Consider the following 25,348-nt stretch of genomic DNA (forward strand, 5'->3'; position numbering starts at 1 on the left):
CGTCAACCTGCCACCAGCGCGTCGATGCGTTGCTGCGCCGGCGCGATGTCGCCGAAGGCGTTGCGCACCCAGTCGGCGTCGTGGTAGCTCGGCAGGTAGCGTTCGCCCGCGTCGCACAGCAGCGAAAGAATCGAGCCCTGCTGGCCGGCCGCGCGCATCTCGTGCGCGACGGCCAGCATGCCGACGAAGTTGGTGCCGGTCGACGGGCCGACCTTGCGGCCCAGCAGCGCCGACAGCGCATGCATGGCGGCCACCGAGTCGAGGTTGGGCACTTCGAGCATGCGGTCGACCAGCGTGCGCACGAAGCTGGGCTCCACGCGCGGGCGGCCGATGCCTTCGATGCGCGAACCGGGCGCGGTCAGCGTCGTGTCGCCGCTGCGGTGGTAGGCCGAGAACACCGAGCCTTCGGGGTCGGCCACACAGACCTGCGTGTCGTGGCAGCGAAACCGCACGTAGCGCCCGATGGTGGCGCTGGTGCCGCCGGTGCCGGCGCCCACCACGATCCACGCGGGCACCGGGTGCCGCTCGCGCGCCATCTGCTGGAACATGCTCTCGGCGATGTTGTTGTTGCCGCGCCAGTCGGTCGCACGCTCGGCGTACGTGAACTGGTCCATGTAGTGGCCGCCGCTGCGCTCGGCCAGCGCGCGAGCCTCGTCGTACACCTGCGCCGCGTGGTCGACGAAGTGGCAGCTCGCGCCGTAGAAGGCGATCTGCGCGACCTTCTCGGGCGAGGTGCTGCGCGGCATCACGGCGATGAAGGGCAGGCCCAGCAGCCGCGCGAAGTAGGCCTCGCTCACGGCGGTGGAACCGCTCGACGCCTCGACGATGGTCGTGCCTTCGCGCACCCAGCCGTTGCACAGCGCGTAGAGAAACAGCGAACGCGCGAGCCGGTGCTTGAGGCTGCCGGTGGGGTGCGTCGATTCGTCCTTCAGGTACAGGTCGATGCCGTGCGCGGCGAGCGCGGGCAGCGGCAGCGGAATGAGGTGCGTGTCGGCGCTGCGCTGGTAGTCGGCTTCGATGCGGCGGATCGCGCCGGAGAGCCAGTCGCCGCAGGAGGAGGATGAAGGGGTGGGCTGCATAGCGCGCCAGTCTACAAGTCATGCCCTGTCACCCGGCGGGTGACGGAAAGCGGCGGAAATCGGGATACTGTGCGCTGCCAATCCACAACAAGACAGGAGACGAGAGACATGAAGAGAACGAGCCATCGGCTTTCCCTGGGCGCCGTGTCGCTTGCGGTCCTTGCACTCGCAGGCTGTGCGTCCACTTCGCCGGGCAGTAACACACCCACGCGCCCCGCCTCATCCTTCCCCGTGCCCGGCCTCGAGAAGCCCGCCGAGGTGCTGGTCGACCGCTGGGGCGTGCCGCACCTGTACGCCGGCACGCTCTACGACGCCTTCGTGGCGCAGGGCTTCATCGCCGCACGCGACCGGCTCTGGCAGATGGACCTGTGGCGCAAGCGCGGCCTCGGCGAAATGGCCAAGGACTTCGGCCCCGCCTGGGTCGAGAGCGACCGCGCCGCGCGCGCCGTGCTCTACCGCGGCGACATGTACCGCGAATGGCTCGCCTACGGCTCCGACGCCAAGCGCGTGGCCGAGGCCTTCACGGCCGGCGTCAATGCCTACGTGGCGCAGGTGCGCGCACAGCCCGCGCTGCTGCCGACCGAGTTCGCGCTGCTGGGCTACCAGCCGGCCGCCTGGTCGCCCGAGGACGTGGTGCGCATCCGGCACCACGGGCTCACGCTCAACTTCACGTCCGAGGTCGACCGCGCACGCGCCTTCTGCGCCGGCGCGCCGGGTGCCAAGGCCGACTGGCTGCGCCGCGAACTCGATCCGCCGGTCACGCCGAAGGTGCCTGACGGTTTCGATCCCTGCACCATTCCCGCGGCAGAACTGCGCGCGGCCTACCTGCGGGCCACCGATTCGCCGCGCTTCACCAAGGAGAACACGCGCGTGGGCATGAACGCGGGCGCGTCTTCCACGCCGGTCGCGCTGCTGCCCGGCAGCGCCGAGTCGATGGCCGCAAAGGCCGAGCAGGACGAAGCGGATCAACGCGCATCGCAAGGCGATCCCACGGCCGCCTACGGCAGCAACAACTGGGTCATCGCACCCAAGCTCACGTCCACGGGCCGGCCGATTCTGGCGAACGACCCGCACCGTTCGCACGGCGCGCCGAGCCTGCGCTACATGACGCACCTGAGCGCGCCCGGCATGGACGCCATCGGCGCGGGCGAGCCCTTCCTGCCGGGCCTGTCGATCGGCCACAACGGCACCATCGCCTTCGGCCTCACGCGCTTCTACATGGACCAGGAAGACCTGTACGTGTACGAGCTGAACCCGGGCAACCCCGAGGAGTACCGCTACCAGGGCCGCTGGGAGCCGATGACGCGCGTCACCGAGCGCATCGCGGTCAAGGGCGAGAGCGCGCCGCGCGAGGTGGTCAACACCTTCACGCGCCATGGCCCCGTGCTGGTGGCAGAGCCCGGCAAGCGCCGCGCGTTTGCCCTGCGCGCCGCGTGGCTGGAGCCCGGCATGGCGCCGTACTTCGGTTCGATGGACTACATGCGCGCACGCAACTGGGACCAGTTCCGCGCCGCCATGAACCGCTGGGGCGCACCGGGCGAAAACCAGGTGTATGCCGACAGCAGCGGCAACGTCGGCTGGATTCCGGGCGGGCTCACGCCCATCCGTCCGAATTGGGACGGCCTCATGCCCGTGCCGGGCGACGGCCGCTATGAATGGTCGGGCTTTCGCAACGGCGACGAGCTGCCGTCGGAGTTCAACCCCGCGCGCGGCTATGTGGTCACGGCCAACGAGAACAATATCCCGCCCGACCATCCCGCCGCCAAGAAGGGCGTGGGCTACGAATGGAGCGATGCGGCCCGCGCGCGCCGGCTCAAGGAGCTGTTCGCGGCCAAGGTGGCGGCAGGTTCACGCTTCACCATCGAGGACTCGGAGCGCATGCAGAACGACATCGTCGCGACGCCGGCGCAACGGCTGCTGAAGCTGCTGGCCGGCCAGCGCAGCGACGACGCACAGACCGCCGCAGCGCTGCGCCTGCTGCAGGGCTGGAATGGCGCCATGGACCGCGACAGCGCGGCCGCTGCGCTGTACGAGGTGTGGAGCAGCAAGTTCCTGCGCCAGGCCGTGCTCAAGGCCGGGGCGGGCGATGCCGCCGCCGCGCTTGCCGCGCCGGGCGACAACACGCGCATGGTGCTGTTGCTCGAGAACCCGTCCGGCTGGGTCAGCAACGCGCAACGCGACGCCTTGCTGCTGACGACCTTGCCTGCCGCGATGCAGGAGCTGTCCGCCAAGCTCGGGCCCGACCCGGCGGCATGGAAGTGGGGCGCCTTGCACCGCGCCGAGTTCCGGCATCCGCTGGGCGGCGTGGTCGATGCGGCCACGCGCAAGAAGCTCGAGGTGGGCGACTGGCCGATGTCCGGCTCGTCGTTCACGCCGATGGCCGCCACCTACCGCGCGAACGACTACAAGCTGACCTCGGGCGCGTCGTTCCGCATGGTGCTCGACGTGGGCAACTGGGACGCGTCGCGGGTCATCAACACGCCGGGCCAGTCGGGCAACCCCGACAGCCCGAACTACCGCGACCTGGCGCCGCTGTGGCTCGAAGGCAAGTACGTGCCGCTGGTCTACAGCCGCGGGGCCGTCGAGAAAGAGACGGTGGAACGAATCCAGCTGACGCCGGGGCGCTAGGGGGAGCGGAAATGGAAGAGGGCGCTACCAGTCCTCTTTCACCGCCAGCACCACGTCGCGCCCCGCCGCGGCGCGCCCGGCCATCCACGCGGTGAGCGTGCCCGCCGCCACCACGGCGGCGCACAGCGCCAGCAGCCGCATCCACGGCACCAGCAGGTCCATGCTCCAGTGGAAGCTCTGCGGGTTCACCACCTTCACCAGCACCACCGACACAGCCAGCCCGAGCAGCAGCCCGGCCACCGCGCCGATGGCCGTCCAGGCCGCGCCTTCGCCGGCCACCACGGCCAGCACCTGCCGCCGCGTGAAGCCCAGGTGCGCGAGCAGGCCGAACTCCTTGCGCCGCGCCAGCACCTGCGCGCTGAAGCTGGCGGCAATGCCGAACAGGCCGATGGCGATGGCCACGGCCTGCAGCCAGTAGGTGACGGCGAAGCTGCGGTCGAAGATGCGCAGCGAGGTCGCGCGGATCTGGCCGACCGAGGCGAGCTCGACGGCGCCGTCGCGTGAGGCCTGCGATGCGAGTTCGCGCACGGCCGCTTGCACTTCGGCCTCGGAGGCACCGGGCGCGAGCCACAGCGCCACGTCGCTCACGTCGCGCTCGCCGGTGATGCGCTCGAAGTCGCGCGCGTCCATCGCGATGGCACCGAACTGCCGCGCGTAGTCGCGCCACACGCCGGCCACGAAGAACACCTGCGGCGTGGCCGTGCGCATCGCATCGGCCAACGGCGCGAACGCGGTGCCCGGCTTCGCGCCGTACAGCTCGACCATCGGTTCGCTCACGTAGATGCCGGTCTGACCGGGCGGCACGGGCAGCGCCTCGCCGACCAGCGGCAGCCCGCGCACCACGCCACCTTCGAGGCTGCGCGCAATGAGCGTCACGGCCGGCTGCGCGGGGTCGAGCTGCAGCGACTGCGTGCGCAGCGTGCCGGTGCGCGCCACGCCGGGCAACTGCGCCAGCGCCTGCACGAAGGCCGGCGCGAAGGTCGCGGTGTCGGTGCTGCTGGTGCCGCCGCTGTTGCCGCTGCCGCGCCCGCCCGAGGTGGCGCGCACGTACAGGTCGGCCGGCAGCACCACGTCGAGCCAGTGCGTGACCGATTCGCGGAAGCTCGCGACCATCACCGTGAGCGCGACCGCGAGGCTCAGGCTCGCGACCACGCCGCTCACCGCCACGGCCGCCGTGCCGCGCATGCGGCGCGCGCGCTCGATGGCGAGCATCGGCAGCACGCGCCGCGCGAACGCCGGCGCCACGCGGTCGTACAGCAGCGCGATGAGCCAGGGCAGGGCGGTGATGCCGCCCACCAGCAGGCAGGCCACCGACAGATAGGCCGCCACCGGAATGCCGCCGATCGCCGGCAGGTTGGCCAGCGCCGCGCCCGCGCCGATGAGCCCGAGCGCCAGCCAGTGGTGGCGGCCCTGCGTGGGCGCGGCGCCGAGGCCCTTGAGCGTCTGCGCCTCGGGCAATGCCTGCGCGGCGCGCGCGGGCCACCAGCCGCCCACGAGCGCGGCGACCACGCCGAGCCCGCCGTACAGCAGCGCGGCGGCGCCGCTCCAATGCAGCCGCGGTGCCACGCCTTCGAAGTAGCCACCGCCGAGGTCACCGCCCAGCACACGCAGCGCGAAGGCCGCGAGTGCGGTGCCGAGTGCCAGCCCGGCCGCGCTGCCGATCAGCCCGAGCACCAGCGATTCCGCCAGCACCAGCCGCAGCCGTTCGCGCGGCGTGAGGCCCAGCACGCCGAGCAGCGCGAACTGCTGCGCGCGCTTGGCCACGCTGAGCGCGAGCACCGAGAACACCAGGAACGCGCCCGTGAACAGCGCCACCAGCGCCAGCACCGTGAGGTTGACGCGGTAGGCGCGCGACAGGTTGCTCACGCGTTCGGCCGCATCGCCCGGCTCGGCGAACTTCAGGCCCGCGGGCCAGTCGGTCGACTTTTCGAGTGCGGCCACGAAGGCCGCGCGGTCGGTGCCCGGCGTGAGCCGCAGGTCGATGCGGCTCAACTGGCCGAGCTGGCCGAACAACTCCTGCGCAGCCGCGATGTCCATCACCGCCAACGCCGTGCCGCCGGCCGTCACGTGGCCCGAGACTGCGAGGCGCTGCCACGCGGCACCGCTGCGCAGTTGCAGGCTTTCACCGGACGCGGGCTGCAGCGGCAACTGCAGCGCCTGGCGCGCCGCCGCGTTGAGGAACACATGGCCGGGCGCGAACAGCGCGAAGCGGTCGGCACCGTCGGCCGGCTGCGGCATCAGCGCGGGCGCGATGGTGGGCAGCGCGAGCGCATCGACGCCGATCACGCGCAGCGGTACCTGGTGCCCGTCGCCACCCAGCGCGAGGCCCTGAAACTCGAGCACCGGGCTCGCCAGCGCCACCTCGGGCCGGCGTGCGAGCCGGCCGAACACGGCCTCGTCGAAGCTGCCTTGCGCCGCGCGCACCTCGAGGTCGGGCTGGCCGTTCACCGAGCGCACCGCGCTGGAGAACTCGTCGAGCGCCGAGGCGTTGATGAGCTGCACCGAAAACGCCAGCGCCACGCCCAGCATCACGGCCAGCACGGCCGCCGCGTTGCGCCAGGGATGGTGGCGCAGTTCCTGCCAGGAGAAAGTCGAAAGCAATGCACGCATGGGGTCATTGTGGCCGCCGTGGCAGGATGGCGGCTGTTCCCACTTCACGTCCGAGGATTCCGACGATGCGGCTTCTGCCCTCCGCCTGGTGCCGCCGTTGGCTGGCACCCTGGCTTCTCGCGCCCTGGCTGGCGGGCGCGGCGAGCGCGCAGCTCGTACCGCCGTCCGCACCCGCCGCACCGCTCTCGCTCGCCAGCGACCCCGCCGTGCTGGCCCGCACCGCGCTCGGCACCGAGCGCGGCACGCTGGTGGTCGGCGTGCTGCGCGGCGACAAGGCCGGCTACGGCATCGCCCACAACCCCGAGCCGCTGGTGGCACGCGCCATTGCGCCCGCCAGCGCGGAGCAGCCGATGTTCGAGATCGGCTCGGTCACCAAGGTCTTCACCGGCCTGCTGCTGGCGCAGGCCGTGGAGCGCGGCGACGTGGCGCTCGACGACAGCGTCGGCAAGCTGCTCGCCGGCCAGGCCGAAGGCGTGCCGCCCGCCGTGGCCGCGATCACGCTCAAGCAGCTCGTCACGCACACCGGCTGCCTGCCCGTGATGGCCGACGGCGTCACCGGCGGCGCCCCGCTGGCCGAGCAGTTCCGCAGCTTCGACCTGCCGATGTTCTGGGCCGCGCTCGCGCGCATCCGCCTCACGGCCGTCGCGGCGCCGTGCGAGGCGCGCTACAGCAACTTCGGCATGGCGCTGCTCGGGCAGCTGCTGGCGTTGCGCTACGGCACCTCGTGGGGCGAGCTGGTGCGCGCGCGCATCACCGAACCGCTGGGCATGAACGACACCGTGATCCCGCTCGGCGACAAGGCCTCGCGCATGGCGCCGCCGTTCGCGGGCGACCAGCGCCAGCAGCGCTTCGACATGCATGCCTACGCTCCCGCCAGCGCACTGCGCTCGACCGCCGCCGACATGCTGGCCTTCAGCCGCGCCATCCTCGCGGGCGCCCAGGGTCCGCTGGGCCCGGCCGGCGCACGCCTGCTCACGCCGCTCGCGCGCTACGAGGGCGCCGAGATCGGCTATGCCGTGATGGTGCGCGGCCCCGAGACCGGCCGGCGCACCTACTACCACGCGGGCGTCACCGAGGGCTATCGCACGCTCTGGCTGCTCGCGCCCGACACCGGCGAAGCGCTCATCGTGCTCGCCAGCAACCAGCGCGCACCGCTGCAACCCGTGATGCTCGCCATCGGCAAGAGCCGCTACCCGGTGCCGACCGCGGAAGTGCCGATCGATCCGAAGCGCCTGGCCGACTACGCGGGCGAGTTTCGCGTCGGCAAGTCGCAGGTGCTGGGCTTCACCGTGCGCGACGGGCGTTTGCTGGCGCGCGAATCGGGCAAGGCTTACAACGGGCTCACGCCCACCGGGCCTGATCGTTTTGCGGTGACGGCGATTGGTGCGCAGTTCGTGTTCCGGCGTGGTGAGGGCGGTGAAGTGAATGGGGTCACGCTGACGCAGGGTGGCAGCCGGCTTGAGGGGCGGCGGGTCGCGGCTGCTGTGCCGCAGGACTGATCCCCTCAGGCCCGTTCCGACATCGCGTGCAGGTACGCCCGCACCGCGCCATTGCTGCTCAACCCGATCGCCCGGTCATACGCCTGCCGCGCCGCCATGCGCGCGCCACCGGCCGCGAGCAGATGCGCACGCGCCGCCCAGAACGGCTGGTAGCTCGCCACCTCGTCCGACGGAATCGCATCGAGCGCGCGCAGCCCGGTTTCTGGCCCGCGCGCATTCGCCAGCGCACACGCCAGGCTGACCTGCGCGCCGATGCTCGGACGCAGCGCGAGCAGGCCTTCGTACAGTGACACCAGCACTTCCGGCGGCACCGGTGCGCCCGCGCGGCGTTCGCAGTGGGCCGACTGGATCGCGGCTTCGAGCTGGTACGGCCCGAGCGACTGCATGGCCGACGCTGTGCGCAGATGGTGCTCGGCCTCGGCCAGCAGCGCGTGGTCCCAGCGCGTGATCTCCTGCTGGTCGAGCGGCACGTAGGCGCCGGCCTCGGTGCGGCGCGCGGCGGTGCGCGCCTCGCAGAACAGCATCAGCGCGAGCAGGCCGAGCGGTTCGGGTTCGGCGGGCATCAGGCGGCAGAGGATGCGGCCGAGGTCGATGGCCTCGGTCGTCAGGCCGCGGGGCAGGGCGTCGGCACCGTCGACGTCGTCCCAGCCGGTGCCGTAGGCGGCGTAGATGCCGTCGAGCACGTCGCGCAGCCGGTGCGGCAGGTCGCGCGCCTGCGGATATTCGAACGAGATGCCGGCCGCGCGGATGCGGGCCTTGGCGCGCACCAGCCGCTGGCCCAGCGCGGAGGGCGAGGTGAGGAACGCGCCGGCCATGCGCGCGGCGTCGAGGCCGAGCACAGTCTGCAGCATGAGCGGTGCGCGCGCGGCGGCGTCGATGGCCGGGTGCGCGCAGACAAAAAACAGGCGCAGCCGCTCGTCGGGCACGGTGGCGGCATCGGGGTCGGCCTCGTCCATCTCGCCCGCGAGCAGCAGCAGCGTCTGCGTGGCGTCGTCCTGCACGCGGCTGTGGCGCCAGGCGTCGAGCTTGCGGTGCCGCGCGACGCTCAGCAGCCAGGCGTCGGGCTGCACCGGCACGCCGTCGGCGGGCCAGCGTTCGAGCGCACGCGCGAAGGCGTCGGCCAGGGCGTCTTCGGAGGCCGCGATGTCGTGCGTGCGTGCGGACAGGATGGCGAGCAGCCGCCCGTACGACTCGCGTGCCGCGCGTTCGGCGGCGTCATGTGCCGCCGGAGTGGTCACGTCTGGCTCGTGGCCGCCGCTGCGGTGGCGGTGAAGACCGGCCGCACTTCGACACCGCCGCTGGCGGCGCAGGGGGCGCGCGCGGCCCATTCGAGCGCGGCGTCGAGGTCGGGCACGTCGACCACGAAGTAGCCGCCGAGCTGCTCTTTGGTGTCGGCGAAGGGGCCGTCCTGCACCTGGCGCTTGTCGCCGCGCACGCGCAGCGTGGTGCCGGTCATGGGCGGCAACAGGCCGTGGCCGCCGAGCGCGACGCCCGACTGGCGCACCGCATCGGCATACGCGACCCAGCTGGCGCGGTAGGCCTGCGACGAGGCGTCGTTGCGTTGTTCGAATTCGGCGGCGGGTTGGTAGAACATCAACATGTACTGCATGGTGTTTCTCCGTGAAGGAAAAGCTTGCCGAGCAAGAGCGCTCACCACAATGACGGCCCGCAACCGGTCATTTCGACACCGGAACGGTGCCGAGCAGAAGATTCTTGTCCTGTTCGTCCTTTGGTGCAACGAGAGGCCCCGCGGCTGCGGGGCCCGTTCAGCCGGTGCTCAGGCGGCGCGGGCGTGCACCGCGGGCGTGAACAGCGTTTCCATTTCCTGGCGCAGCCGGTAGGCGGCGGTGGTGGTGTCCATCGCCACGTCGGCCCAGCTCAGGCTCTGGCCCTTCTTCACGGGGCGCACGAGCTTGACGTTGTGCGCCAGCCCGAGCGGCAGGCCGCCCAGTCGCAGCGAGCGCTCGGCCGGCAGCAGCTTGCCCCAGACGGTGTAGCCGCCTTCGCCGTCGAGCATCTCGCCCGCCGCGAGGTCGCGCTTGGCGGTGGCGACCACGTCGGCGTTCCAGCCGGTGGCCACGCCGGTGGGCTCGCCGCGCAGCGCCACGCTGGCGACCGACATGCCGACTTCGAGCCCGATCAGGTGCCAGCGCTTGTAGAGCGTGAAGTAGCGCCCGCTCGGGTCGGTGTGGGCGTTGTATTCCTCGAAGCAGTTCTTGATGTAGTCGGTCTCGGCCTCGACCGTGACCCACACGCCCATGCGGATGTCATACGGAATCTTGCGGCCGTCGGCTTCGAGCGACGAGATCACCTCGACCATGCCCTTGCGCTCCAGCACGCCGCCTTCGCTCTTCGGGCGCGTGACGAAGGGAATGTCTTCCACGCTCGCGGGCGGGTAGAGCAGGCCGTCGGAGGGCACGCCCAGGCCGGTGGCGTTGGCCACGGCCGAGCTTTCGATCGACGGTTTCGAGCCGTCGAGGAAGCTGTTGAACATCTTCGGGTTGAGCCCGCCGCGCTTCGCCTGCTCGGGCGTGAGGCCGTAGTTGCCCCACACCGTCTCGGGCGTCGATTCGGTGAAGTGCGGCAGCCACTTGTGGCCGCGCCCGGCCGCCACCACCGGAAAGCCGCAGGTGCGCGCCCAGTCGACCAGGTCGCAGATCAGCGCGGGCTGGTCGCCGAAGGCCAGCGAATACACCACGCCGGCCTGCTGCGCCTTGTGCGCGAGCAGCGGGCCGCAGAAGGCGTCGGCCTCGACCGTCACGTTGACCACGTGCTTGCCGTGTGCAAACGCATCCAGGCAATGGTCGACCGCGGCAATCGGGTTGCCGGTGCACTCGACCACGATGTCGATGCCGGGCTCGCGCGTCACGGCCTGCCAGTCGTCGGTGATCCAGGTGGCGCCGGTCTTCAGCGCCTCTTGTACCGAGGCGGCATTGCTGCGCTCGGCCTGCCAGCCCACGCGCTCCAGGTTGACGCGCGCGGCGGCGGGCGAAAGGTCGGCAATGGCGACCAGCTGCACGCCGGGCGTGCGCGGAATCTGCGCCAGGTACATGGCGCCGAACTTGCCGGCGCCGATCAGGCCGATGCGGATGGGGCGGCCTTCGGCGGCGCGTTGTTGCAGGCGGGTGTGCAGGCTCATGGTGTTCAGGCTTCCACGGAGTCGATGACGTCGAGCGAGGTGCGCAGCGCGCTCTCGGGCAGGCCGTCTTTCCACGGCACGTCGACGGGGTAGGGCTGGCGCAGGCAGTCGTCGGGCAGCATCTCGATCGGCGTGAAGTCGCGATGCGCGATGTACTCGGGCCGCTTGTGGCGGCGGATGTGGTTGCTGACCGCGCACAGGCTCAGGTACACCGCCACCCGGTTGAAGGGCGAGAGGTTGCTGCCCGAGGCATGCACCAGGCAGCTGTGGAACAGGATCATCGAACCGGCCGGCCCCTTGGGCGAAACGATGCCGCCTTGCGTGCCGCCGGCGCGATCGACCAGCTGGCGGATCAGGTCGTTGTCGACCGTCCACAGCGGGTAGCTCGTGGTCGTGAGGTCATGCTTCGCATCGACCACGCCCTTGCGGTGGCTGCCCGGAATGAACATCAGCGGGCCGTTGTGCTCGGTCACTTCGTCGAGAAAGATCGCCACGTTCATTGCGCGCTCGGTGGGCATCAGGTCGTCGTTGAGCCAGGTGCCGTAGTCCTGGTGCCACTGCCACACGTCGCCTTCGAAGGCCATCTTGCCGTTGATCTTGAACTGATGCATGTAGACCGCTTCGTCGAACAGGTCCATCACCGGCCCGACCATGCGCGGGTGCCGCGCCAGCCGCGCGAAGGGCTCGCTGATGAGGTGCGCGGCGAAGTTCGTGCGCACGGCGTCGGAGCCCTTTTCGCGCACGTTGAAGGCCGCGCGCTTGCTGTACAGGTCGGGCACCGCCTCGGTCAGCACCTTCGTCTCTTCGGGTGAGAAGTGGCCGGGGAAGAACAGGTAGCCCTCGCGCTCGAACTGCGCGCGTTGCTCGGGGGTCAGCTTCATGCTTTGTCTCCTTTTTTAGCGGGGGTTGCAGATGCGGATGCGGATGCCATGCGCGCCAGCTGCTGCGCGAGCCGCTCGGCCAGCGCATCGCTGGCGCACGAGACGTGCTCGTCGCTCAGGCGCGCGGCGCGTTCGACGTCGCCGGCGGCAATCGCGTCGGCAATGGCTTCGTGCTCGTCCCACAGCGATTCGCGCTGCGGCTCGGCCTGCAGCACCGCGCCCATCGCGCGGCGCAGGTGGCGCCAGTGCGGGTCGGCGCTCTGGCCGATCAGCGGGTTGCCCGAGGCGGCGTAGATGGCCTGGTGAAAGGCCACGTCGGCATCGATCATGGCTTCGACGTTGCGCCCGCGCGCCGCGCGCCGGCCGCGCTCCATGAGCTTCGGGTCGATGCGAAAGCGCTGCTGCGCCGCCAGCCGCGCGGCCAGCACGTCGAGTGCGCCGCGCACCTGGTAGACCTTGCGCATCGCCTCGGCCTCGAGTGGCGCCACCAGCACGCCGCGGCCGGGCGCGTCCTGCACGAAGCCGTCTTTCTTGAGCAGCCGCAGCGCCTGCAGCACCGGCTGGCGCGACACCGAAAGCCGCGCCGCGATGTCCTCCTGCGTGAGCCGCTCGCCCGGCGCGAGCGCGCCGCTGCTGATGGCGCCGAGCAGGGCGCGGTAGACCTGATCGACGAGGTCGGGAGCGACTTCGATGCTGAGCAACTGGGCGGGCATGAGGGGCCTTTTCTGAACTCTGTATACAGAGTACGGAGTTCCGGCGCCGGACGCATCCCCGGGTTTTTACCCATCGGGACTGCAAAAAAGGGGGCGCCGCCGCTAAGCTCGATGCATGCAACTCCCTACCTACGACGACGTCATTGCCGCGGCCGCGCGGCTCGAAGGCCATGCCCATCGCACGCCGGTGCTGCAATCGACCACCGCCAATGAACGCTGGGGCGCGCAGTTCTTCTTCAAGTGCGAGAACTTCCAGCGCATGGGTGCGTTCAAGTTCCGCGGTGCGTTCAACGCGCTGTCGAAGTTCGATGCGGCGCAGCGCCAGGGTGGCGTGATCGCGTTCTCGTCAGGCAACCACGCGCAGGCCATCGCGCTGTCGGCGCGGCTCTTGTCGATGCCGGCCGTGATCGTCATGCCCAAGGACGCGCCCGCCGCCAAGGTCGCGGCCACCAAGGGCTACGGCGCCGAAGTGGTCATGTACGACCGCTTCACCGAAGACCGCGAGGCGCTGACGAGGCGGCTCGCGCAGGAACGCGGCATGACGATGATTCCGCCCTACGACCACCCCGATGTGCTGACGGGCCAGGGCACGGCGGTGAAGGAACTCATCGAAGAGACGGGTCCGCTCGACCACCTGTTTGTGTGCCTCGGCGGCGGCGGGCTGCTGTCGGGCTCGGCCCTGTCGGCGCGCGCACTGTCGCCCGAGTGCAAGGTCTACGGCGTGGAGCCCGAGGCCGGCAACGACGGCCAGCAGTCGCTGCGCACCGGGAAGATCGTGCACATCGAAACGCCCAAGACCATCGCCGACGGCGCGCAGACGCAGCATCTGGGCGCGTACACCTTCGGCATCATCCAGCGCGATGTCGACGACATCTTCACCGTCACCGACGAGCAGCTCGTCGAGGCGATGCGCTTCTTCGCCGAGCGCATGAAGATGGTGGTGGAACCGACGGGGTGCCTCGCGTTCGCGGGTGCCATTGCAGCTGCGAAGGCCATCGAAGGCCAGCGCGTGGGCATCGTGATCAGCGGTGGGAACGTCGACCTGTCGCGCTACGCGTCACTGATCAGCTGATTCTTTTTCAGGCCCGGATACCGCTCACTGTCAGGTGCAGCAAGCGGTCCGCACGCGCCGCCGCACTCTCCGAGTGCGTGACCAGCACCAGCGACGCGCCATGCTCGCGTGTCTGGCCGATCAGCAGGTCCATCACCTTCGCGGCGGTGGACGGGTCGAGGTTGCCGGTGGGCTCGTCCGCGAGCAGCAGCGCGGGCCGGTGCACGAGCGCACGCGCGATCGCGACGCGCTGCAGCTGACCGCCTGACAGTGTCTGCGGCAGCCGCGCGCCCATGCCGGGCAGGCCGACGGCTTCGAGCATGTGGGCCACGCGTGCGTCTTCGCGCGGACGGCCGAGCAACATCAGCGGCAGCGACACGTTCTGCGCCACGTCGAGGTGCGGCAGCACATGGAAGGCCTGGAACACGAAGCCGACGTGCTGGCGGCGCCAGAGCGCGCGCGCCTCGCCGTCGAGCGCGCCGATGTCGGTGCCGTCGTGCGACACGCTGCCTTCGTCCCAGCTGTCGAGGCCGGCCATGCAGTTGAGCAAGGTCGACTTGCCCACGCCCGATTCGCCGACGATGGCGACGAACTCGCCGGGCGCGACCTGCAAGCTCACGTGTTCGAAGACGGGCGCGTCGCCGTAGTGCTTGCCGAGGTTGGAGAGGAGCAGGGTCATGCGGGCGTCGCCTCGCGTGCGATGTGGGCGATGTGCTGCACGGCGGTCTGCACCGCGTCGGGCGCATCGCAGGCGATGACGGTGCGCTGCGGCATGCTGCGCAGCCAGGTGATCTGCCGCTTGGCGAGCTGGCGCGTGGCGGCGATGCCGCGTTCGCGCAGTTCGTTCAGGGCCTTGGCATCGGGCGGTGCGTCGCCGCAGGCGTCGAACATGTCCCAGGCCTGGCGGTAGCCGACGCAGCGCATCGAGGGCAGGTCGGGGGACAGGTCGCCGCGCGCGCGCAGCGCCTTCACCTCGTCGAGAAAACCGGCGGCGAGCATGGCGTCGAAGCGCTCGGCGATGCGGCCGTGCAGCCAGGCGCGGTCCTCGGGTTCGAGCGACACGAGCACGCCGCCGTCGACGGCCTTGGCCGCCTTGGTGTCGCTCGCATGGAAGCTCGACAGCGGCTGGCCGCTGCTTTCCCACACCTCGAGCGCGCGCTGGATGCGCTGGCTGTCTTGCGGTGCAAGCCGCGCGGCGGTGACGGGATCGACCTGCGCGAGCCGCGCATGCATGGCGGGCCAGCCGAGTGTGGCGGCTTCGGCGTCGAGGCGCGCGCGCACGGAGGGGTCGGCAGCGGGCATGGCGTCGATGCCGTCGAACAGCGCCTTGAAGTACAGCATGGTGCCGCCCACGAGCAGCGGCAGCGCGCCGCGCGCGCGGATGGCGTCGATGAGCCGTGTGGCGTCGGCCACGAAGGCGGCGGCGCTGTAGCTGTCGCGCGCATCGAGGATGTCGATCAGGTGGTGCGGCACGGCGGCTTGCTCGGCGGCGGTGGGCTTGGCGGTGCCGATGTCCATGTCGCGGTAGACCAGCGCCGAATCGACGCTGACGATCTCGACCGGCTGCAATTGCGCAACGGCCAGGGCCACGGCGGTCTTGCCGGACGCGGTGGGGCCGGCGAGCGCGATGTAGCGCGGGGGAACAGGGAAGCGGGGGGCATGCGTCGAGGGTAGCAAATGGCGCGCGCCGGGCGGCAGCGCGGGGCTTGCTTGCGACGCAGACCCGGTGCTTCAGGCGGCGACGACGGTCGCGTCCCGCATCCGGCGGATGTCGCGCAGCGGTGGCGCACCGAACAGGCGCGCGTACTCGCGGCTGAACTGCGAGGCGCTTTCGTAGCCCACGCGCACGCCGGCCGTGCCCGCGTCGATGTTCTGGTTCAGCATCAGTTGCCGCGCTTCCTGCAGGCGCAACTGCTTCAGGTACTGCATCGGGCTCATGCCGGTCACGGCGCGGAAGTGCTGGCGGTAGGTCGACGGGCTCATGTGCGCGGACGCGGCCAGCTCATCGGCCAGCACGGGCTTGGTGAAGTTCATCTTGAGCCACGCCAGGCTCTGCGCCACCTGCTGGCTCGGCGAGCCGACGGTCACGAGGCGCTGCAGCTGCGGCCCGTGGCGGCCGGCAAGCAGGCGCACGATGATTTCCTTCTGCAGCAGCGGCGCCAGCTGGGGAACGAGCTGGGGCTCGGCCAGCAGCTCCACGAGCCGCGTCACCGTGCCCAGCAGCGTCGGGTCGAGCGCGCCGAGCGACAGCGCGCGCTGGTTGTGGAGCTCCCTGGACGGCGGCGGCAGCGCCATCTCGGTCGCCACCTGCACGATGGCGCGCGCATCGAGCTTGAGCATGAGGCCCAGGAAGGGCTGCGCCGCGCTGGCACGGGTGACGTGCGCGACCACGGGAAGGTCGGCCGTGATCAGCAGCGACTGCCCCGCGGCGTATTCATAGATCTCGTCGCCGAGCGCCGCGCGCTTCTGTCCGCCGACCGTGATGCCCAGGCCGAGGCCGTAGATGCAATGCACGGGGTCGGTCGCGGCGCTGCGGCGGTACAGCGACAGTGCGGGAATGGCGGTGGCGTGGTCGCCGTCGTTTCGGGCAATGCGCCCGACGGCCGTGGCCAGGGCGCCGAGGACGGCCGAATCGTTGGGCTGCGTCGGCTGTAGCACTTCCATCTGAATCCTTTCGGCTGCTTGCGCAAAGTCTATCGGGCGCTTCTCATGCGACTGGCGTTTCCGGCGCAGTCTCGTTGTTTCAGGCAAGAACGCGCGCGGATTGGGCAAGTGGCCGTGGGCGCTTCATCGGACACTGGCCGCCGTGAAGTCCTCTTGCGGCGCGCGGCGCGGGGACCGTGCTTCCCCTCCACGATGATGAAAAAAGAAATGACCCACGACGAACGAAACCCGCACCGCGGCATCGACCGCCGCATCACCGCCTCGCTCGTGGCCGCACTGGCCGTCGGCGTAAGCATCGCGTGGCCCACGCACGCTGTCGCCAGCACCGCGCTGGCGCAGAAGTACGCGTGCATGGCCTGCCACCAGGCCGCCGTGAAGGTGGTCGGCCCTTCCTGGAAAGAGATCGGCGCGCGCTATGGCGACGGCAAGGGCACGGCCGCGCAGCTGGCGGCCAGCATCAAGGGCGGCAGCTCGGGCAAGTGGGGCGCGATGCCGATGCCCGCGCAACCCCAGGTGCCCGAGGCCGACCTGCAGGCGCTCGCGCAATGGGTGCTAGACGGCGCCAAGTGAATCGAATCCTTCAACTCAACCCACGGAGAACAACAACATGAGCGCGCTCCACGTCAACGGCCGTGACCACACGGTCGACGCCGACCCCGGCACCCCCATCCTCTGGGCCCTGCGCGACACGCTGGGCATGACCGGCACCAAGTTCGGCTGCGGCGCCGCGCTGTGCGGCGCCTGCACCGTGCACATGGACGGCCAGGCCATCCGCTCGTGCATCACGCCGATCTCGGCGGCCGAGGGCAAGAAGATCACCACCATCGAAGCCGTGACCGGCGGCAACGACCGCGTGGGCGCTGCGGTGCACGCCGCGTGGGTCAAGCACGACGTCGCGCAGTGCGGCTACTGCCAGAGCGGCCAGATCATGAGTGCGACGGCCTTCCTGCAGTCACTGCCCAAGGGCAAGCAGCCCAGCACGGACGAGATCGACTCGGCCATGGCCGGCAACATCTGCCGCTGCGGCACCTACGCCCGCATCCGCGCCGCTGTGGCCGATGCGGCCAAGACCCTCGCCTAAGGAGCCGACATGCTGCCAAACATCGACTACAACGAACTTCCGCGCGCGCTGCAGCGCCTGATGGCCCGGCCTGAGACCGATGAAGCCGACGAGGTCGCCACGCTGCCCCGTCGCAGCTTCCTGAAGATGGCCGGCGCCGGTGGCTTCGTGCTCGGCGCCTTCCCGCACATGGCCATGGCGCAGGCCGACGGTCCGGCCAAGGCCGGCGGCGCGCTCAAGCCGACGCAACAGCCGTCGGCCTTCGTGCAGATCGCGCCGAATGGCGAGGTCACGGTCACCATCAACCGCCTCGAGTTCGGCCAGGGCGTGCAGACCGGCCTGCCGATGATCCTGGCCGAAGAGCTCGATGCCGACTGGGCCCTGGTGCGCAGCCGCAACGGCACCAACGATGCGGCCTATGCCGACCCGTTGTTCGGCATGCACCTGACCGGCGGTTCCAACTCGATCAAGAACAGCTACACGCAGTACCGCGAACTCGGCGCGCGTGCGCGGGCCATGCTGCTGTCGGCAGCCGCACAGCGCTGGAAGGTCGATGTGGCCACGCTGCGCACGCAGGCCGGCACCGTGATCGGCCCGGGCGGCCGCAAGGCGACTTACGGCGAACTGGCCGAAGCGGCCATGGCGCTGCCCGTGCCCGAGAAGGTCACGCTGAAGAACCCGAAGGACTTCCGCATCATCGGCCGCCCGACCACGCGCCTGGACGCGCGCGCCAAGAGCAGCGGACGGCAAGACTTCGGCATCGACGTGAAGCAGCCCGGCCAGCTGACGGCCGTGGTCGCGCATCCGCCCGTGTTCGGCGCGCGCCTGGCCTCTGTGGACGACAGCGCCGCGCGCGCCGTCAAGGGCGTGAAGGCCGTGCTGCGCATTCCGCTGGACCGCGGTGCCGAGGGCGTGGCCGTGGTGGCCGACGGTTACTGGCCGGCCAAGCTGGGCCGCGATGCGCTCAAGCTGCAGTGGGACACCGCCGCCGTCGAGAAGGTCGACAGCGAGAAGCAGCTGGCGCAGTACCGCGAACTGGCCGGCCGCCCCGGCAATCGCAAGTTCGACGCCGACATGGCGCCGCTGGCCAATGCACCGCACAAGCTCGACGCCGAGTTCGTGTTTCCCTACCTGGCGCACGCGCCCATGGAGCCGCTGAACTGCACCGTGAAGCTGACGGACGGCCGCGCCGAGTTGTGGGTCGGCACGCAGTCCGCCGACCTCGACGGCCAGGCCGCGGCGCGCACGCTGAAGCTCAAGCCCGAGCAGGTGAAGGTGAACGTGCAGATGGCGGGCGGCGGCTTCGGCCGGCGCTTCGTGGGCTCGAGCGACTTCGTGGTCGAGGCCTGCGAAATCGCCAAGGCCGCGCGCACCGCGGGCCTCAAAGACGCCCCCGTGCGCCTGCTGTGGAGCCGCGAGGACGACATCAAGGGCGGTTACTACCGTCCCATGCACCTGCATCGCGCACGCATCGGCTTCGACGCGCGCGGCAAGATCCTCGCGTGGGACCACGTGATCGTGGGCCAGTCGATCACCGGCGGCACGGTGTTCGCCGGCTCCATGGTGAAGGACGGCATCGACGCCACGGCCGTCGAAGGCATGCGCGATCCGTACCCCGTGCCGATGCGCCTCACGGTGCACCATCCGCAGGTCAACGTGCCGGTGCTGTGGTGGCGCAGCGTGGGCTCCACGCACACGGCCTTCGTGATGGAAACGCTCATCGACGAGATCGCCCGCACCACCAAGCAGGACCCGGTGGCCTATCGCATGAACCTCTTCGGCGACAAGCAACCGCGCCACCGTGCCGCGCTGCAGCTGGCGGTCGACAAGAGCGGCTACGGCAAGAAGAAGCTGGCCGAAGGCCGCGCCTGGGGCGTGGCGGTGCACGAGTCCTTTGAGTCGGTGGTGGCCTATGTGGTCGAAGCGTCGGTGAAGGACGGCCAGCCCGTGCTGCACCGCGTGACCTCCGGCGTGCACTGCAATCTGGCAGTGAACCCGCGCAGCGTGGAAGCGCAGGTGCAGGGCGCAGCGGTGATGGGGCTGTCGACCTGTCTGCAGGGCAGCGCCATCACATTGAAGGACGGCGTCGTGCAGCAGGGCAACTTCGGCGACTTCACCGTGGCGCGCATCACGCAGATGCCCGAGTTCGACGTGCACATCGTGCCGAGTGCCGATGCGCCCAAGGGCATGGGCGAACCGGGCCTGCCGCCGCTGGCGCCTGCGTTCGCGAATGCCGTGGCGCGGTTGACGGGCAAGCCGTTGCGCCAGCTGCCGTTCGATCTGGCCTCGGCCTGACGCGGGAACGGAACCGGCTGAAAAGCCGGTTTGGTTTTTAGTTAGATGGCAGCGGGGGCGGGCGGCGTGTGCGCCTGGCCCCGCACCTCTTGCGGCGACAACGCGGCAGAAGGCAATGAAGAAGGCAGCGACGGCTGCGGCGACACCAGCCGCGGCTGCGGCCGGCTGTCTGCCACCGTGCTGCTGCCTTCGGGCTTCATGCGGAACAGCTGCGACAGCGCCGCGCGGTACTGCGCCGCGCCCACCGAGTTGGTGTTGTGGTGCGAGCCGCCTTCAACCAGCACGAACATCTTCGGCACCGTGGCCGCCTCGTACAGCTTGCGCCCGAGCGTCGGGTTGATCAGGCTGTCGGCGGTGCCATGCACCACGAGCAGCGGCGCGCCGATGTCCTTGACCGTGCGAATCGCCTCGAAGCGCTGCGTGATGAACGGGCCGAAGGGCAGCCAACCCCACTTGAAGCTGCTGGCCACGTCGGCGATGGAGGTGAAGGTGCTCTCGACGATGGTGCCGCTCTCGTCGCCCACCGTGGCCGCCAGGTCGATGCCGATGGCGCCGCCCAGCGAGTGGCCGAAGATGTAACGGTGCTGGCGCGGATGGCGCGCGGCGAGCCAGGTCCAGGCGGCGCGGGCGTCTTCGCGCGCCGAGGCTTCCGAGGGCAGGCCCTTGGAGCTCTTGCCGAAGCCGCGGTAGTCGATGGCCAGCACCGAGAAGCCCAGCTCGTGCATGCGCTGGATGCGCGGCGCCGAGCCGGCCACGTTGTAGCGCGCACCATGCAGGTACAGCAGCACGGGGGTCTCGGTGGTTTCGGGCGCGCCGCCGAGCCACAGGCCGTGCAGGCGCGCGGGCTCACCGGTGATGGACGATTGAAAGTCGATCCAGACGTCCTGCATGCCTTCGGTCATCTGGGCCGAGTTGCCCCAGCTGCGGTCGCTGGGTTGAAAGATCCACTCGCGCTGCCGTTCGTCGAGGGTCGAACAGCCGGCGGCCAGAAGGGCACAGAGCGAAAAGATGGACGCGAGGAGGGGCCAGCGTTTGATCATTGCGTGGAGGGACAGCGAAAGTCGGCCGAAAGTTCATCTGCTTGCTTTCTGAAACGCGTCGGCATCGCGTGTCAGCCCTCCCTGTGCGGCGCTCGCCGGCGCTTCGCACGAGACCATGCAACGTGCGTGCCCGCGCTGCGGATGACGCGCAAAAACCCTCGAAAACCCTGAAAACGGGTGCTGACGGCGCTTATCTGGCGCGCGAGCCGCTGTGCTCAGGCCGGTGCCGGCTGCGCGAAATACACCACCATCCGCAGGTGCCGGTGCTCGTCGACCACCAGCGTTTCGTGGTGAAAGTCCAACGGTCCGGTGTCGGTCATCCGTACGCATCCGAGGCCGCGCCGGGCGGTCGCGCTGTCGGGGGTGTCCCACCAGCGGCGGAAGTCGGGCGAGAGTTCTTTCAGGTCCGCGACCAGGCCCGACATGGCCGGATCGTCGGGCGCGATGGCGAAGTCGTAACGGAATTGCGCCAGCAGCCGGGGCGCATCGTCGCGCCAGGCGGGCAGGCGGCGCCGCAGTTCGGGGTCGGCGAACACCATGCGCAGCAGGTTGCGCACCTCGCGTTCGCGCGTGCTGAAGCCGAACAGCCCCTCGGCCGCGGCGTTCCAGGCCACGACGTCCCAGCGCAGGTTGCACACGTAGGCCGGGCGGATCGGCAGGTCGTCCATCAGTTGCTGGATGTGCGGCGTGACCGACACCTGCTGATGGGCCTCGGGCGGCGGAGGGCGCTTGTGGGCCAGCAGAAACAGGTGGCTGCACTCGGCGTCGTCGAGCTTCAAGGCGTGCGCCACGCCGAGCAGGAATTTCTGCGACACCTGGATCTCGCGCCCCTGCTCGAACCACGTGTACCAGGTGAGCCCCACGCCGGCCATCACCGCGACTTCCTCGCGCCGCAGGCCCGGCGTGCGGCGCCGCCCCTGCGAGGGCAGGCCGACATCGGCGGGCGTCAGCTTCCGGCGGTGCCGGGTCAGGAACTCCGACAGCTCGTTCTTGGTGCGGCTGAGGCTGCGTTCGATCACGGCTGTTGTCTTCAGTAATAGGATAAACACTTAAATTGTAATGTGATGATCTTGTCCTGAAGATGGGGCTTCCGTAACCCGACCACGCACCCGGAGGCCCTTTTTGACAGCACCTTGCGACTCACTTTCCCTTGCCGAAAGGCCTCCCGCTGCGAGGCGCGAAGGCCGCGCAGGCGCCCGCGAATGGACCGGGCTCGCGCTGCTGGCGCTGCCGACCCTTTTGCTCGGCCTCGACCTCACGCTGCTGCACCTCGCGCTGCCCGCGCTGGCCCTCGACCTGCGCCCCACGAGCGCGCAGGCGCTGTGGATCGTCGATGCCTACGGCTTCATGATTGCCGGCTTCCTCGTCACGATGGGCACGCTGGGCGACCGCATCGGGCGGCGCAAGCTGCTCATGGTGGGGGCGGCGGCGTTCGGCGTGGCGTCGGTGATTGCGGCCTCTTCGACCAGCGCCAACCAGCTGATCGCCGCGCGCGCCGTGCTCGGCGTGGCGGGCGCGACGCTGATGCCGTCGACGCTGGCGCTGATCAGCAACATGTTTTTGCACCCGCACCAGCGCGCGCTGGCCATCGGGCTGTGGGCGACCATGTTCGCGCTGGGCATGGCGGCCGGGCCCGTGGTGGGCGGCGTGCTGCTGGCGCACCACGGCTGGGGCGCGGCCTTTCTCGTGGCGTTGCCGGTCGTCGGGCTGCTGCTGGTGGCGGCGCCGTTCCTGCTGCCGGAGTACCGCGCGCCGCAGCAAGGCCGGCTCGATCTGCCCAGCGTCGCGCTGTCGCTGCTCGCCTTGCTGCCGGTGGTCTACGGCGTCAAGCAGGTGGCCAAGGACGGGATCGGTGTCGGCGCCGTGCTGGCGCTCTTCGGTGGGCTGGCCTTCGCGCTGCTGTTCGTCCGGCGGCAACGGCGGCTGCGCCATCCGCTGATCGACCTCGACCTGTTCGCCAGCCGGGCTTTCAGCGTCGCGCTGGTGGTGCTGCTGGTCGGGCTCGTCGGTGTCGGCGGGACGATGCTGCTGGTGACCCAGTACCTGCAACTCGTGGCGGGGCTGTCACCGCTCGCGGCCGGGCTGTGGATGGGCCCGCCGGCGCTCGCCATGCTGGTGGCCGGCATCGCGGCGCCACTGCTCGCGCGGCGCATCCGACCGGGCCATGTGATGGCGGGCGCGCTGGGGTTGTCGGTCGTGGGGTATCTGATGCTGAGCCAGCTCGATCGCACGCCGCACGGCATTGCGCTGGTGACCGCCGCGTTCTCGCTGGTGTACCTCGGGCTGGGCACCATCGCCGCGTTGGGCACCGACCTGGTGGTGGGCGCGGCGCCGCCCGAGAAGGCCGGGTCGGCCTCGGCCTTGTCCGAAACGGTGCAGGAGCTGGGCCTGGTCGTGGGCATCGCCACGCTGGGCAGCCTGACGACGGCGGTGTATCGCACGCGGATGGGCGAGCCGATTGACGGCATAACCGTGGCGCTTCAACGCGCGGTGTCGGACAGCCTGGCCGGCGCGACTTCGGTGGCGCGCGAACTGCCTGCCGGCGTGCTGGAGCAGGCGCAAGCCGCCTTCCTCGCGGGACTGAATGCAGCCGCAGCCACCAGCGCCGTCAGCATCGCGGTTCTTGCGGTGCTGGCTGCCGTCACGCTGCGGCATGTCGGCGCAGCGACCGATGAAGGGCTTACCGCCCGCGCATGAACAGCGAATCGAGCTCGCGGATCGACAGCTGGCGCCAGGTCGGCCGGCCGTGGTTGCACTGGTCGGAGCGCTCGGTGGCTTCCATCTGGCGCAGCAGGCCGTTCATCTCGTCGATCGTGAGCTTGCGGTTGGCGCGCACCGCGCCGTGGCAGGCCATGGTCGACAGCAGCTCGTTCTGCGCGCGCTGCACCACGGTGCTCGCGTCGTGCTGGCCCAACTCGGCGAGCACGCTGCGCGCCAGCTCCACCGGGTCGCCGTCGGCCAGCGTGCCGGGCACGGCGCGCACCGCCAGCGTGCGGGCCGAGAAGGGCGTGATCTCCAACCCCAGCGTGGGCAGCACCTCGGCGCAGGCCTCGGCCGTCGCCACTTCCTGCGGCGTGGCCGCGAAGGTGGCCGGAATCAGCAGCGGCTGGCTCGTGATGGCCGCGCCGTCGAGCTGGGTCTTGAGCCGCTCGTAGACGATGCGCTCGTGCGCCGCGTGCATGTCGACGATCACGAGGCCCTGGCTGTTCTCGGCCAGGATGTAGATGCCTTGCAGCTGCGCCAGTGCGCGGCCCAGCGGCCAGGCGTCCTGGTTCATGACGGGGGCCGCAGTGGGTGTCGGGGCTTCGCTCTCCGGCAACCCGACCGGCGCGCGGAACGACATCGCCGGCGCTTCCGTCTGCCACTGCGACGCGCCCGTGACCAACGCATGGCCTTGTTCCTCGGAGCGCCGCGGCCACATGGCCTCGAAGTCGCCGGTGCCGCGCTCGCGCGCCTGGAACGCAATCGCGGGTTGCGACCAGCTCGCGCTCGGTGGCAGCGGCGTCTGCTTGAAGAAAGGCTGCGGCGGCGCATCGGCCGGTGCCAGCGCATCGCCGGCGCGCGGTGCGGCCAGCGCGTCCTCGATGGCGTGGCGCACCGCCTGGTGCACCTCGCGCCCGTCGCGGAAGCGCACCTCGATCTTGGTCGGGTGCACGTTGACATCGACGCGCGCGGGGTCGATCTCCAGGTACAGCACGTACACCGGCTGGCGCTGGCCGTGCAGCACGTCTTCGTAGGCGCTGCGCACGGCGTGCGACAGCACCTTGTCGCGCACGAAGCGGCCGTTGACGTAGAAGAACTGCTGGTCGTTGCGCGAGCGCGCCGCGTCGGGAATGCCGGCACGGCCGACCACGCGCACCGGGCCGCCTTCGCGCAGCACAGAGACGCTCTGCGACACGAAGTCGTCGCTCAGCGCATCGGCCAGCCGCTGCTCGGGCGTGGCGGCGGCGCGCCATTGTTCGATCAGCTTGCCGTCGTGCCAGACCGAGAAGCCCACCTCGGGCCGCGCCAGCGCATGGCGGCGCACGGCCTCGATGCAATGGGCCAGCTCGGTGGCGTCGGTCTTCAGGAACTTGCGCCGCGCGGGCGTGGCAAAGAACAGCTCGCGCACCTCGACCGTGGTGCCCACGGAGCGCGCCACGGGCCGCAGTTCGCCCGTGCCGCCGTCGAGCACGAAGGCGCTGTCGGCGCCGGTGAAGCGCGAGAGGATGCTGAGTTCGGCAATCGCGTTGATGGCTGCGAGCGCCTCGCCGCGAAAGCCCATGGTGCCGACCGTTTCGAGGTCGCTCAGGCTCGCGATCTTGCTGGTGGCGTGGCGGCGCAGCGCCACCGTGAGTTCTTCGCGCGGAATGCCCAGGCCGTCGTCTTCGACCGAGATCAGCCGCACGCCGCCCGAGGCCAGCCGCACGGTGATCTGGCGCGCGCCGGCGTCCAGCGCGTTGTCGAGCAGTTCGCGCACCACCGAGGCGGGGCGCTCGACCATTTCGCCGGCGGCGATCTGGCTGATCAGCTCGTCGGGAGTTCACGGATCGGGCGGCGTTCGGCGGGGGAGGGAGGAGGGAGGGCACTCACCGGAAACATTCTAGAAGCGGGGCGCCGACCGGGCGGCTGGCGGGGTATCGGGGTGTATTTGGTGCGCTTATACCGATCCTCAACCGATCTCATTGGCTTTGGCGAAGGCGAAAACCT

The 25,348-nt window shown here is 70.5% G+C and carries 19 protein-coding genes and 1 pseudogene; 7 read left to right on the top strand and 13 right to left on the bottom strand.

The window, feature by feature from the left end; all coding sequences use genetic code 11:
• Positions 1 to 2: 2 nt before the first annotated feature.
• Entirely contained in the window at positions 3 to 1,079 is a 1,077-nt protein-coding gene (locus GFK26_RS17585; RefSeq protein WP_153283084.1) for a PLP-dependent cysteine synthase family protein, read from the bottom strand.
• A gap of 108 nt (positions 1,080 to 1,187) precedes the next feature.
• Between GFK26_RS17585 and GFK26_RS17590 the strand changes: the two genes are divergently transcribed.
• The gene (locus GFK26_RS17590; protein ID WP_153283085.1) at positions 1,188 to 3,707 is read left to right on the top strand and encodes a penicillin acylase family protein; all 2,520 of its coding nucleotides are present in this window, start codon (positions 1,188 to 1,190) and stop codon (positions 3,705 to 3,707) included.
• Positions 3,708 to 3,731: 24 nt separating this feature from the next.
• Here GFK26_RS17590 and GFK26_RS17595 read toward each other — a convergent pair whose 3' ends face one another.
• Positions 3,732 to 6,317 carry an FtsX-like permease family protein gene (locus GFK26_RS17595; protein ID WP_153283086.1) on the bottom strand — a complete coding sequence of 862 codons (2,586 nt, stop codon included), beginning with the start codon at positions 6,315 to 6,317 and terminating at the stop codon, positions 3,732 to 3,734.
• Between the two features lie 65 nt (positions 6,318 to 6,382).
• Between GFK26_RS17595 and GFK26_RS17600 the strand changes: the two genes are divergently transcribed.
• Positions 6,383 to 7,816 carry a serine hydrolase domain-containing protein gene (locus GFK26_RS17600; protein WP_153283087.1) on the top strand — a complete coding sequence of 478 codons (1,434 nt, stop codon included), beginning with the start codon at positions 6,383 to 6,385 and terminating at the stop codon, positions 7,814 to 7,816.
• Positions 7,817 to 7,821: 5 nt separating this feature from the next.
• On the opposite strand, the gene GFK26_RS17605 is transcribed toward GFK26_RS17600, so the two are convergent.
• The 5 genes from GFK26_RS17605 to GFK26_RS17625 form a co-directional block, all read right to left on the bottom strand.
• Positions 7,822 to 9,054 (bottom strand): RNA polymerase sigma factor, encoded by a 1,233-nt coding sequence (locus GFK26_RS17605; protein ID WP_153283088.1) that lies wholly within the window; start codon positions 9,052 to 9,054, stop codon positions 7,822 to 7,824.
• Positions 9,051 to 9,425: a YciI family protein gene (locus GFK26_RS17610; RefSeq protein WP_153283089.1), complete on the bottom strand. Its 375-nt coding sequence runs from the start codon at positions 9,423 to 9,425 to the stop codon at positions 9,051 to 9,053. The genes GFK26_RS17605 and GFK26_RS17610 overlap by 4 nt, the downstream gene beginning before the upstream one ends.
• A 168-nt stretch (positions 9,426 to 9,593) precedes the next feature.
• The gene (locus GFK26_RS17615) at positions 9,594 to 10,955 is read right to left on the bottom strand and encodes an NAD(P)H-dependent oxidoreductase (protein WP_153283090.1); all 1,362 of its coding nucleotides are present in this window, start codon (positions 10,953 to 10,955) and stop codon (positions 9,594 to 9,596) included.
• A 5-nt stretch (positions 10,956 to 10,960) separates the two neighbouring features.
• Positions 10,961 to 11,836, bottom strand: a complete 876-nt coding sequence (locus tag GFK26_RS17620; protein WP_099790947.1) for a phytanoyl-CoA dioxygenase family protein — start codon at positions 11,834 to 11,836, stop codon at positions 10,961 to 10,963.
• Entirely contained in the window at positions 11,833 to 12,549 is a 717-nt protein-coding gene (locus GFK26_RS17625) for a GntR family transcriptional regulator (RefSeq protein WP_153283091.1), read from the bottom strand. Before GFK26_RS17625 ends, GFK26_RS17620 begins: the two co-directional genes overlap by 4 nt.
• Positions 12,550 to 12,664: 115 nt before the next feature.
• Between GFK26_RS17625 and GFK26_RS17630 the strand changes: the two genes are divergently transcribed.
• Positions 12,665 to 13,621 carry a threo-3-hydroxy-L-aspartate ammonia-lyase gene (locus tag GFK26_RS17630; protein WP_153283092.1) on the top strand — a complete coding sequence of 319 codons (957 nt, stop codon included), beginning with the start codon at positions 12,665 to 12,667 and terminating at the stop codon, positions 13,619 to 13,621.
• 7 nt (positions 13,622 to 13,628) lie between these two features.
• Here GFK26_RS17630 and GFK26_RS17635 read toward each other — a convergent pair whose 3' ends face one another.
• From GFK26_RS17635 to GFK26_RS17645, 3 genes are read right to left on the bottom strand one after another with little or no spacing between them, the layout of a single operon-like run.
• Positions 13,629 to 14,279 (bottom strand): ABC transporter ATP-binding protein, encoded by a 651-nt coding sequence (locus GFK26_RS17635; RefSeq protein WP_153283093.1) that lies wholly within the window; start codon positions 14,277 to 14,279, stop codon positions 13,629 to 13,631.
• Positions 14,276 to 15,277 carry a tRNA (adenosine(37)-N6)-dimethylallyltransferase MiaA gene (miaA, locus tag GFK26_RS17640; RefSeq protein ID WP_153283094.1) on the bottom strand — a complete coding sequence of 334 codons (1,002 nt, stop codon included), beginning with the start codon at positions 15,275 to 15,277 and terminating at the stop codon, positions 14,276 to 14,278. The genes GFK26_RS17635 and miaA overlap by 4 nt, the downstream gene beginning before the upstream one ends.
• 54 nt (positions 15,278 to 15,331) lie before the next feature.
• Positions 15,332 to 16,264, bottom strand: coding sequence for an AraC family transcriptional regulator (locus GFK26_RS17645; protein WP_153283095.1), 933 nt, complete (start codon positions 16,262 to 16,264; stop codon positions 15,332 to 15,334).
• Between the two features lie 207 nt (positions 16,265 to 16,471).
• Between GFK26_RS17645 and GFK26_RS17650 the strand changes: the two genes are divergently transcribed.
• Genes GFK26_RS17650 through GFK26_RS17660 form a run of 3 tightly spaced genes read left to right on the top strand, consistent with a single transcriptional unit; the run spans position 16,472 to position 19,619 of the window.
• Positions 16,472 to 16,834 (top strand): c-type cytochrome, encoded by a 363-nt coding sequence (locus tag GFK26_RS17650; RefSeq protein WP_153283096.1) that lies wholly within the window; start codon positions 16,472 to 16,474, stop codon positions 16,832 to 16,834.
• Positions 16,835 to 16,871: 37 nt separating this feature from the next.
• Positions 16,872 to 17,345 carry a (2Fe-2S)-binding protein gene (locus GFK26_RS17655; protein WP_153283097.1) on the top strand — a complete coding sequence of 158 codons (474 nt, stop codon included), beginning with the start codon at positions 16,872 to 16,874 and terminating at the stop codon, positions 17,343 to 17,345.
• A gap of 9 nt (positions 17,346 to 17,354) precedes the next feature.
• Positions 17,355 to 19,619: a xanthine dehydrogenase family protein molybdopterin-binding subunit gene (locus tag GFK26_RS17660; RefSeq protein WP_153283098.1), complete on the top strand. Its 2,265-nt coding sequence runs from the start codon at positions 17,355 to 17,357 to the stop codon at positions 19,617 to 19,619.
• 41 nt (positions 19,620 to 19,660) lie between these two features.
• Here GFK26_RS17660 and GFK26_RS17665 read toward each other — a convergent pair whose 3' ends face one another.
• Both GFK26_RS17665 and GFK26_RS17670 read right to left on the bottom strand, forming a co-directional pair.
• Positions 19,661 to 20,659 (bottom strand): alpha/beta hydrolase, encoded by a 999-nt coding sequence (locus GFK26_RS17665; RefSeq protein ID WP_194273900.1) that lies wholly within the window; start codon positions 20,657 to 20,659, stop codon positions 19,661 to 19,663.
• Between the two features lie 215 nt (positions 20,660 to 20,874).
• Positions 20,875 to 21,678 (bottom strand): helix-turn-helix transcriptional regulator, encoded by an 804-nt coding sequence (locus GFK26_RS17670; protein WP_153283099.1) that lies wholly within the window; start codon positions 21,676 to 21,678, stop codon positions 20,875 to 20,877.
• 103 nt (positions 21,679 to 21,781) lie between these two features.
• Here GFK26_RS17670 and GFK26_RS17675 point away from each other — a divergent pair, with 103 nt between their 5' ends.
• A complete protein-coding gene (locus tag GFK26_RS17675; protein WP_153283100.1) occupies positions 21,782 to 23,356 on the top strand; it encodes an MFS transporter in 1,575 nt (524 codons plus the stop codon).
• On the opposite strand, the pseudogene mutL reads toward GFK26_RS17675, so the two are convergent.
• Positions 23,340 to 25,240: pseudogene (gene mutL, locus GFK26_RS17680) on the bottom strand (DNA mismatch repair endonuclease MutL). The gene GFK26_RS17675 and the pseudogene mutL overlap by 17 nt on opposite strands.
• Between the last annotated feature and the right edge of the window lie 108 nt (positions 25,241 to 25,348).

Origin of the sequence: Variovorax paradoxus (assembly GCF_009498455.1) — a bacterium.
In the GTDB taxonomy this organism is placed as follows: Bacteria; Pseudomonadota; Gammaproteobacteria; order Burkholderiales; family Burkholderiaceae_C; genus Variovorax; species Variovorax paradoxus_H.

Bases quoted from the DNA above. Each gene is read 5' to 3' on its own strand.
- GFK26_RS17635 (WP_153283093.1), bottom strand. From the start codon at position 14,279: ATGACCCTGCTCCTCTCCAACCTCGGCAAGCACTACGGCGACGCGCCC.
- GFK26_RS17655 (WP_153283097.1), top strand. From the start codon at position 16,872: ATGAGCGCGCTCCACGTCAACGGCCGTGACCACACGGTCGACGCCGAC.
- GFK26_RS17590 (WP_153283085.1), top strand. From the start codon at position 1,188: ATGAAGAGAACGAGCCATCGGCTTTCCCTGGGCGCCGTGTCGCTTGCG.
- GFK26_RS17645 (WP_153283095.1), bottom strand. From the start codon at position 16,264: ATGGAAGTGCTACAGCCGACGCAGCCCAACGATTCGGCCGTCCTCGGC.
- GFK26_RS17630 (WP_153283092.1), top strand. From the start codon at position 12,665: ATGCAACTCCCTACCTACGACGACGTCATTGCCGCGGCCGCGCGGCTC.
- GFK26_RS17600 (WP_153283087.1), top strand. From the start codon at position 6,383: ATGCGGCTTCTGCCCTCCGCCTGGTGCCGCCGTTGGCTGGCACCCTGG.
- GFK26_RS17625 (WP_153283091.1), bottom strand. From the start codon at position 12,549: ATGCCCGCCCAGTTGCTCAGCATCGAAGTCGCTCCCGACCTCGTCGAT.
- GFK26_RS17620 (WP_099790947.1), bottom strand. From the start codon at position 11,836: ATGAAGCTGACCCCCGAGCAACGCGCGCAGTTCGAGCGCGAGGGCTAC.
- GFK26_RS17595 (WP_153283086.1), bottom strand. From the start codon at position 6,317: ATGCGTGCATTGCTTTCGACTTTCTCCTGGCAGGAACTGCGCCACCAT.
- GFK26_RS17585 (WP_153283084.1), bottom strand. From the start codon at position 1,079: ATGCAGCCCACCCCTTCATCCTCCTCCTGCGGCGACTGGCTCTCCGGC.
- GFK26_RS17615 (WP_153283090.1), bottom strand. From the start codon at position 10,955: ATGAGCCTGCACACCCGCCTGCAACAACGCGCCGCCGAAGGCCGCCCC.
- GFK26_RS17660 (WP_153283098.1), top strand. From the start codon at position 17,355: ATGCTGCCAAACATCGACTACAACGAACTTCCGCGCGCGCTGCAGCGC.
- GFK26_RS17665 (WP_194273900.1), bottom strand. From the start codon at position 20,659: ATGATCAAACGCTGGCCCCTCCTCGCGTCCATCTTTTCGCTCTGTGCC.
- GFK26_RS17650 (WP_153283096.1), top strand. From the start codon at position 16,472: ATGACCCACGACGAACGAAACCCGCACCGCGGCATCGACCGCCGCATC.
- GFK26_RS17610 (WP_153283089.1), bottom strand. From the start codon at position 9,425: ATGCAGTACATGTTGATGTTCTACCAACCCGCCGCCGAATTCGAACAA.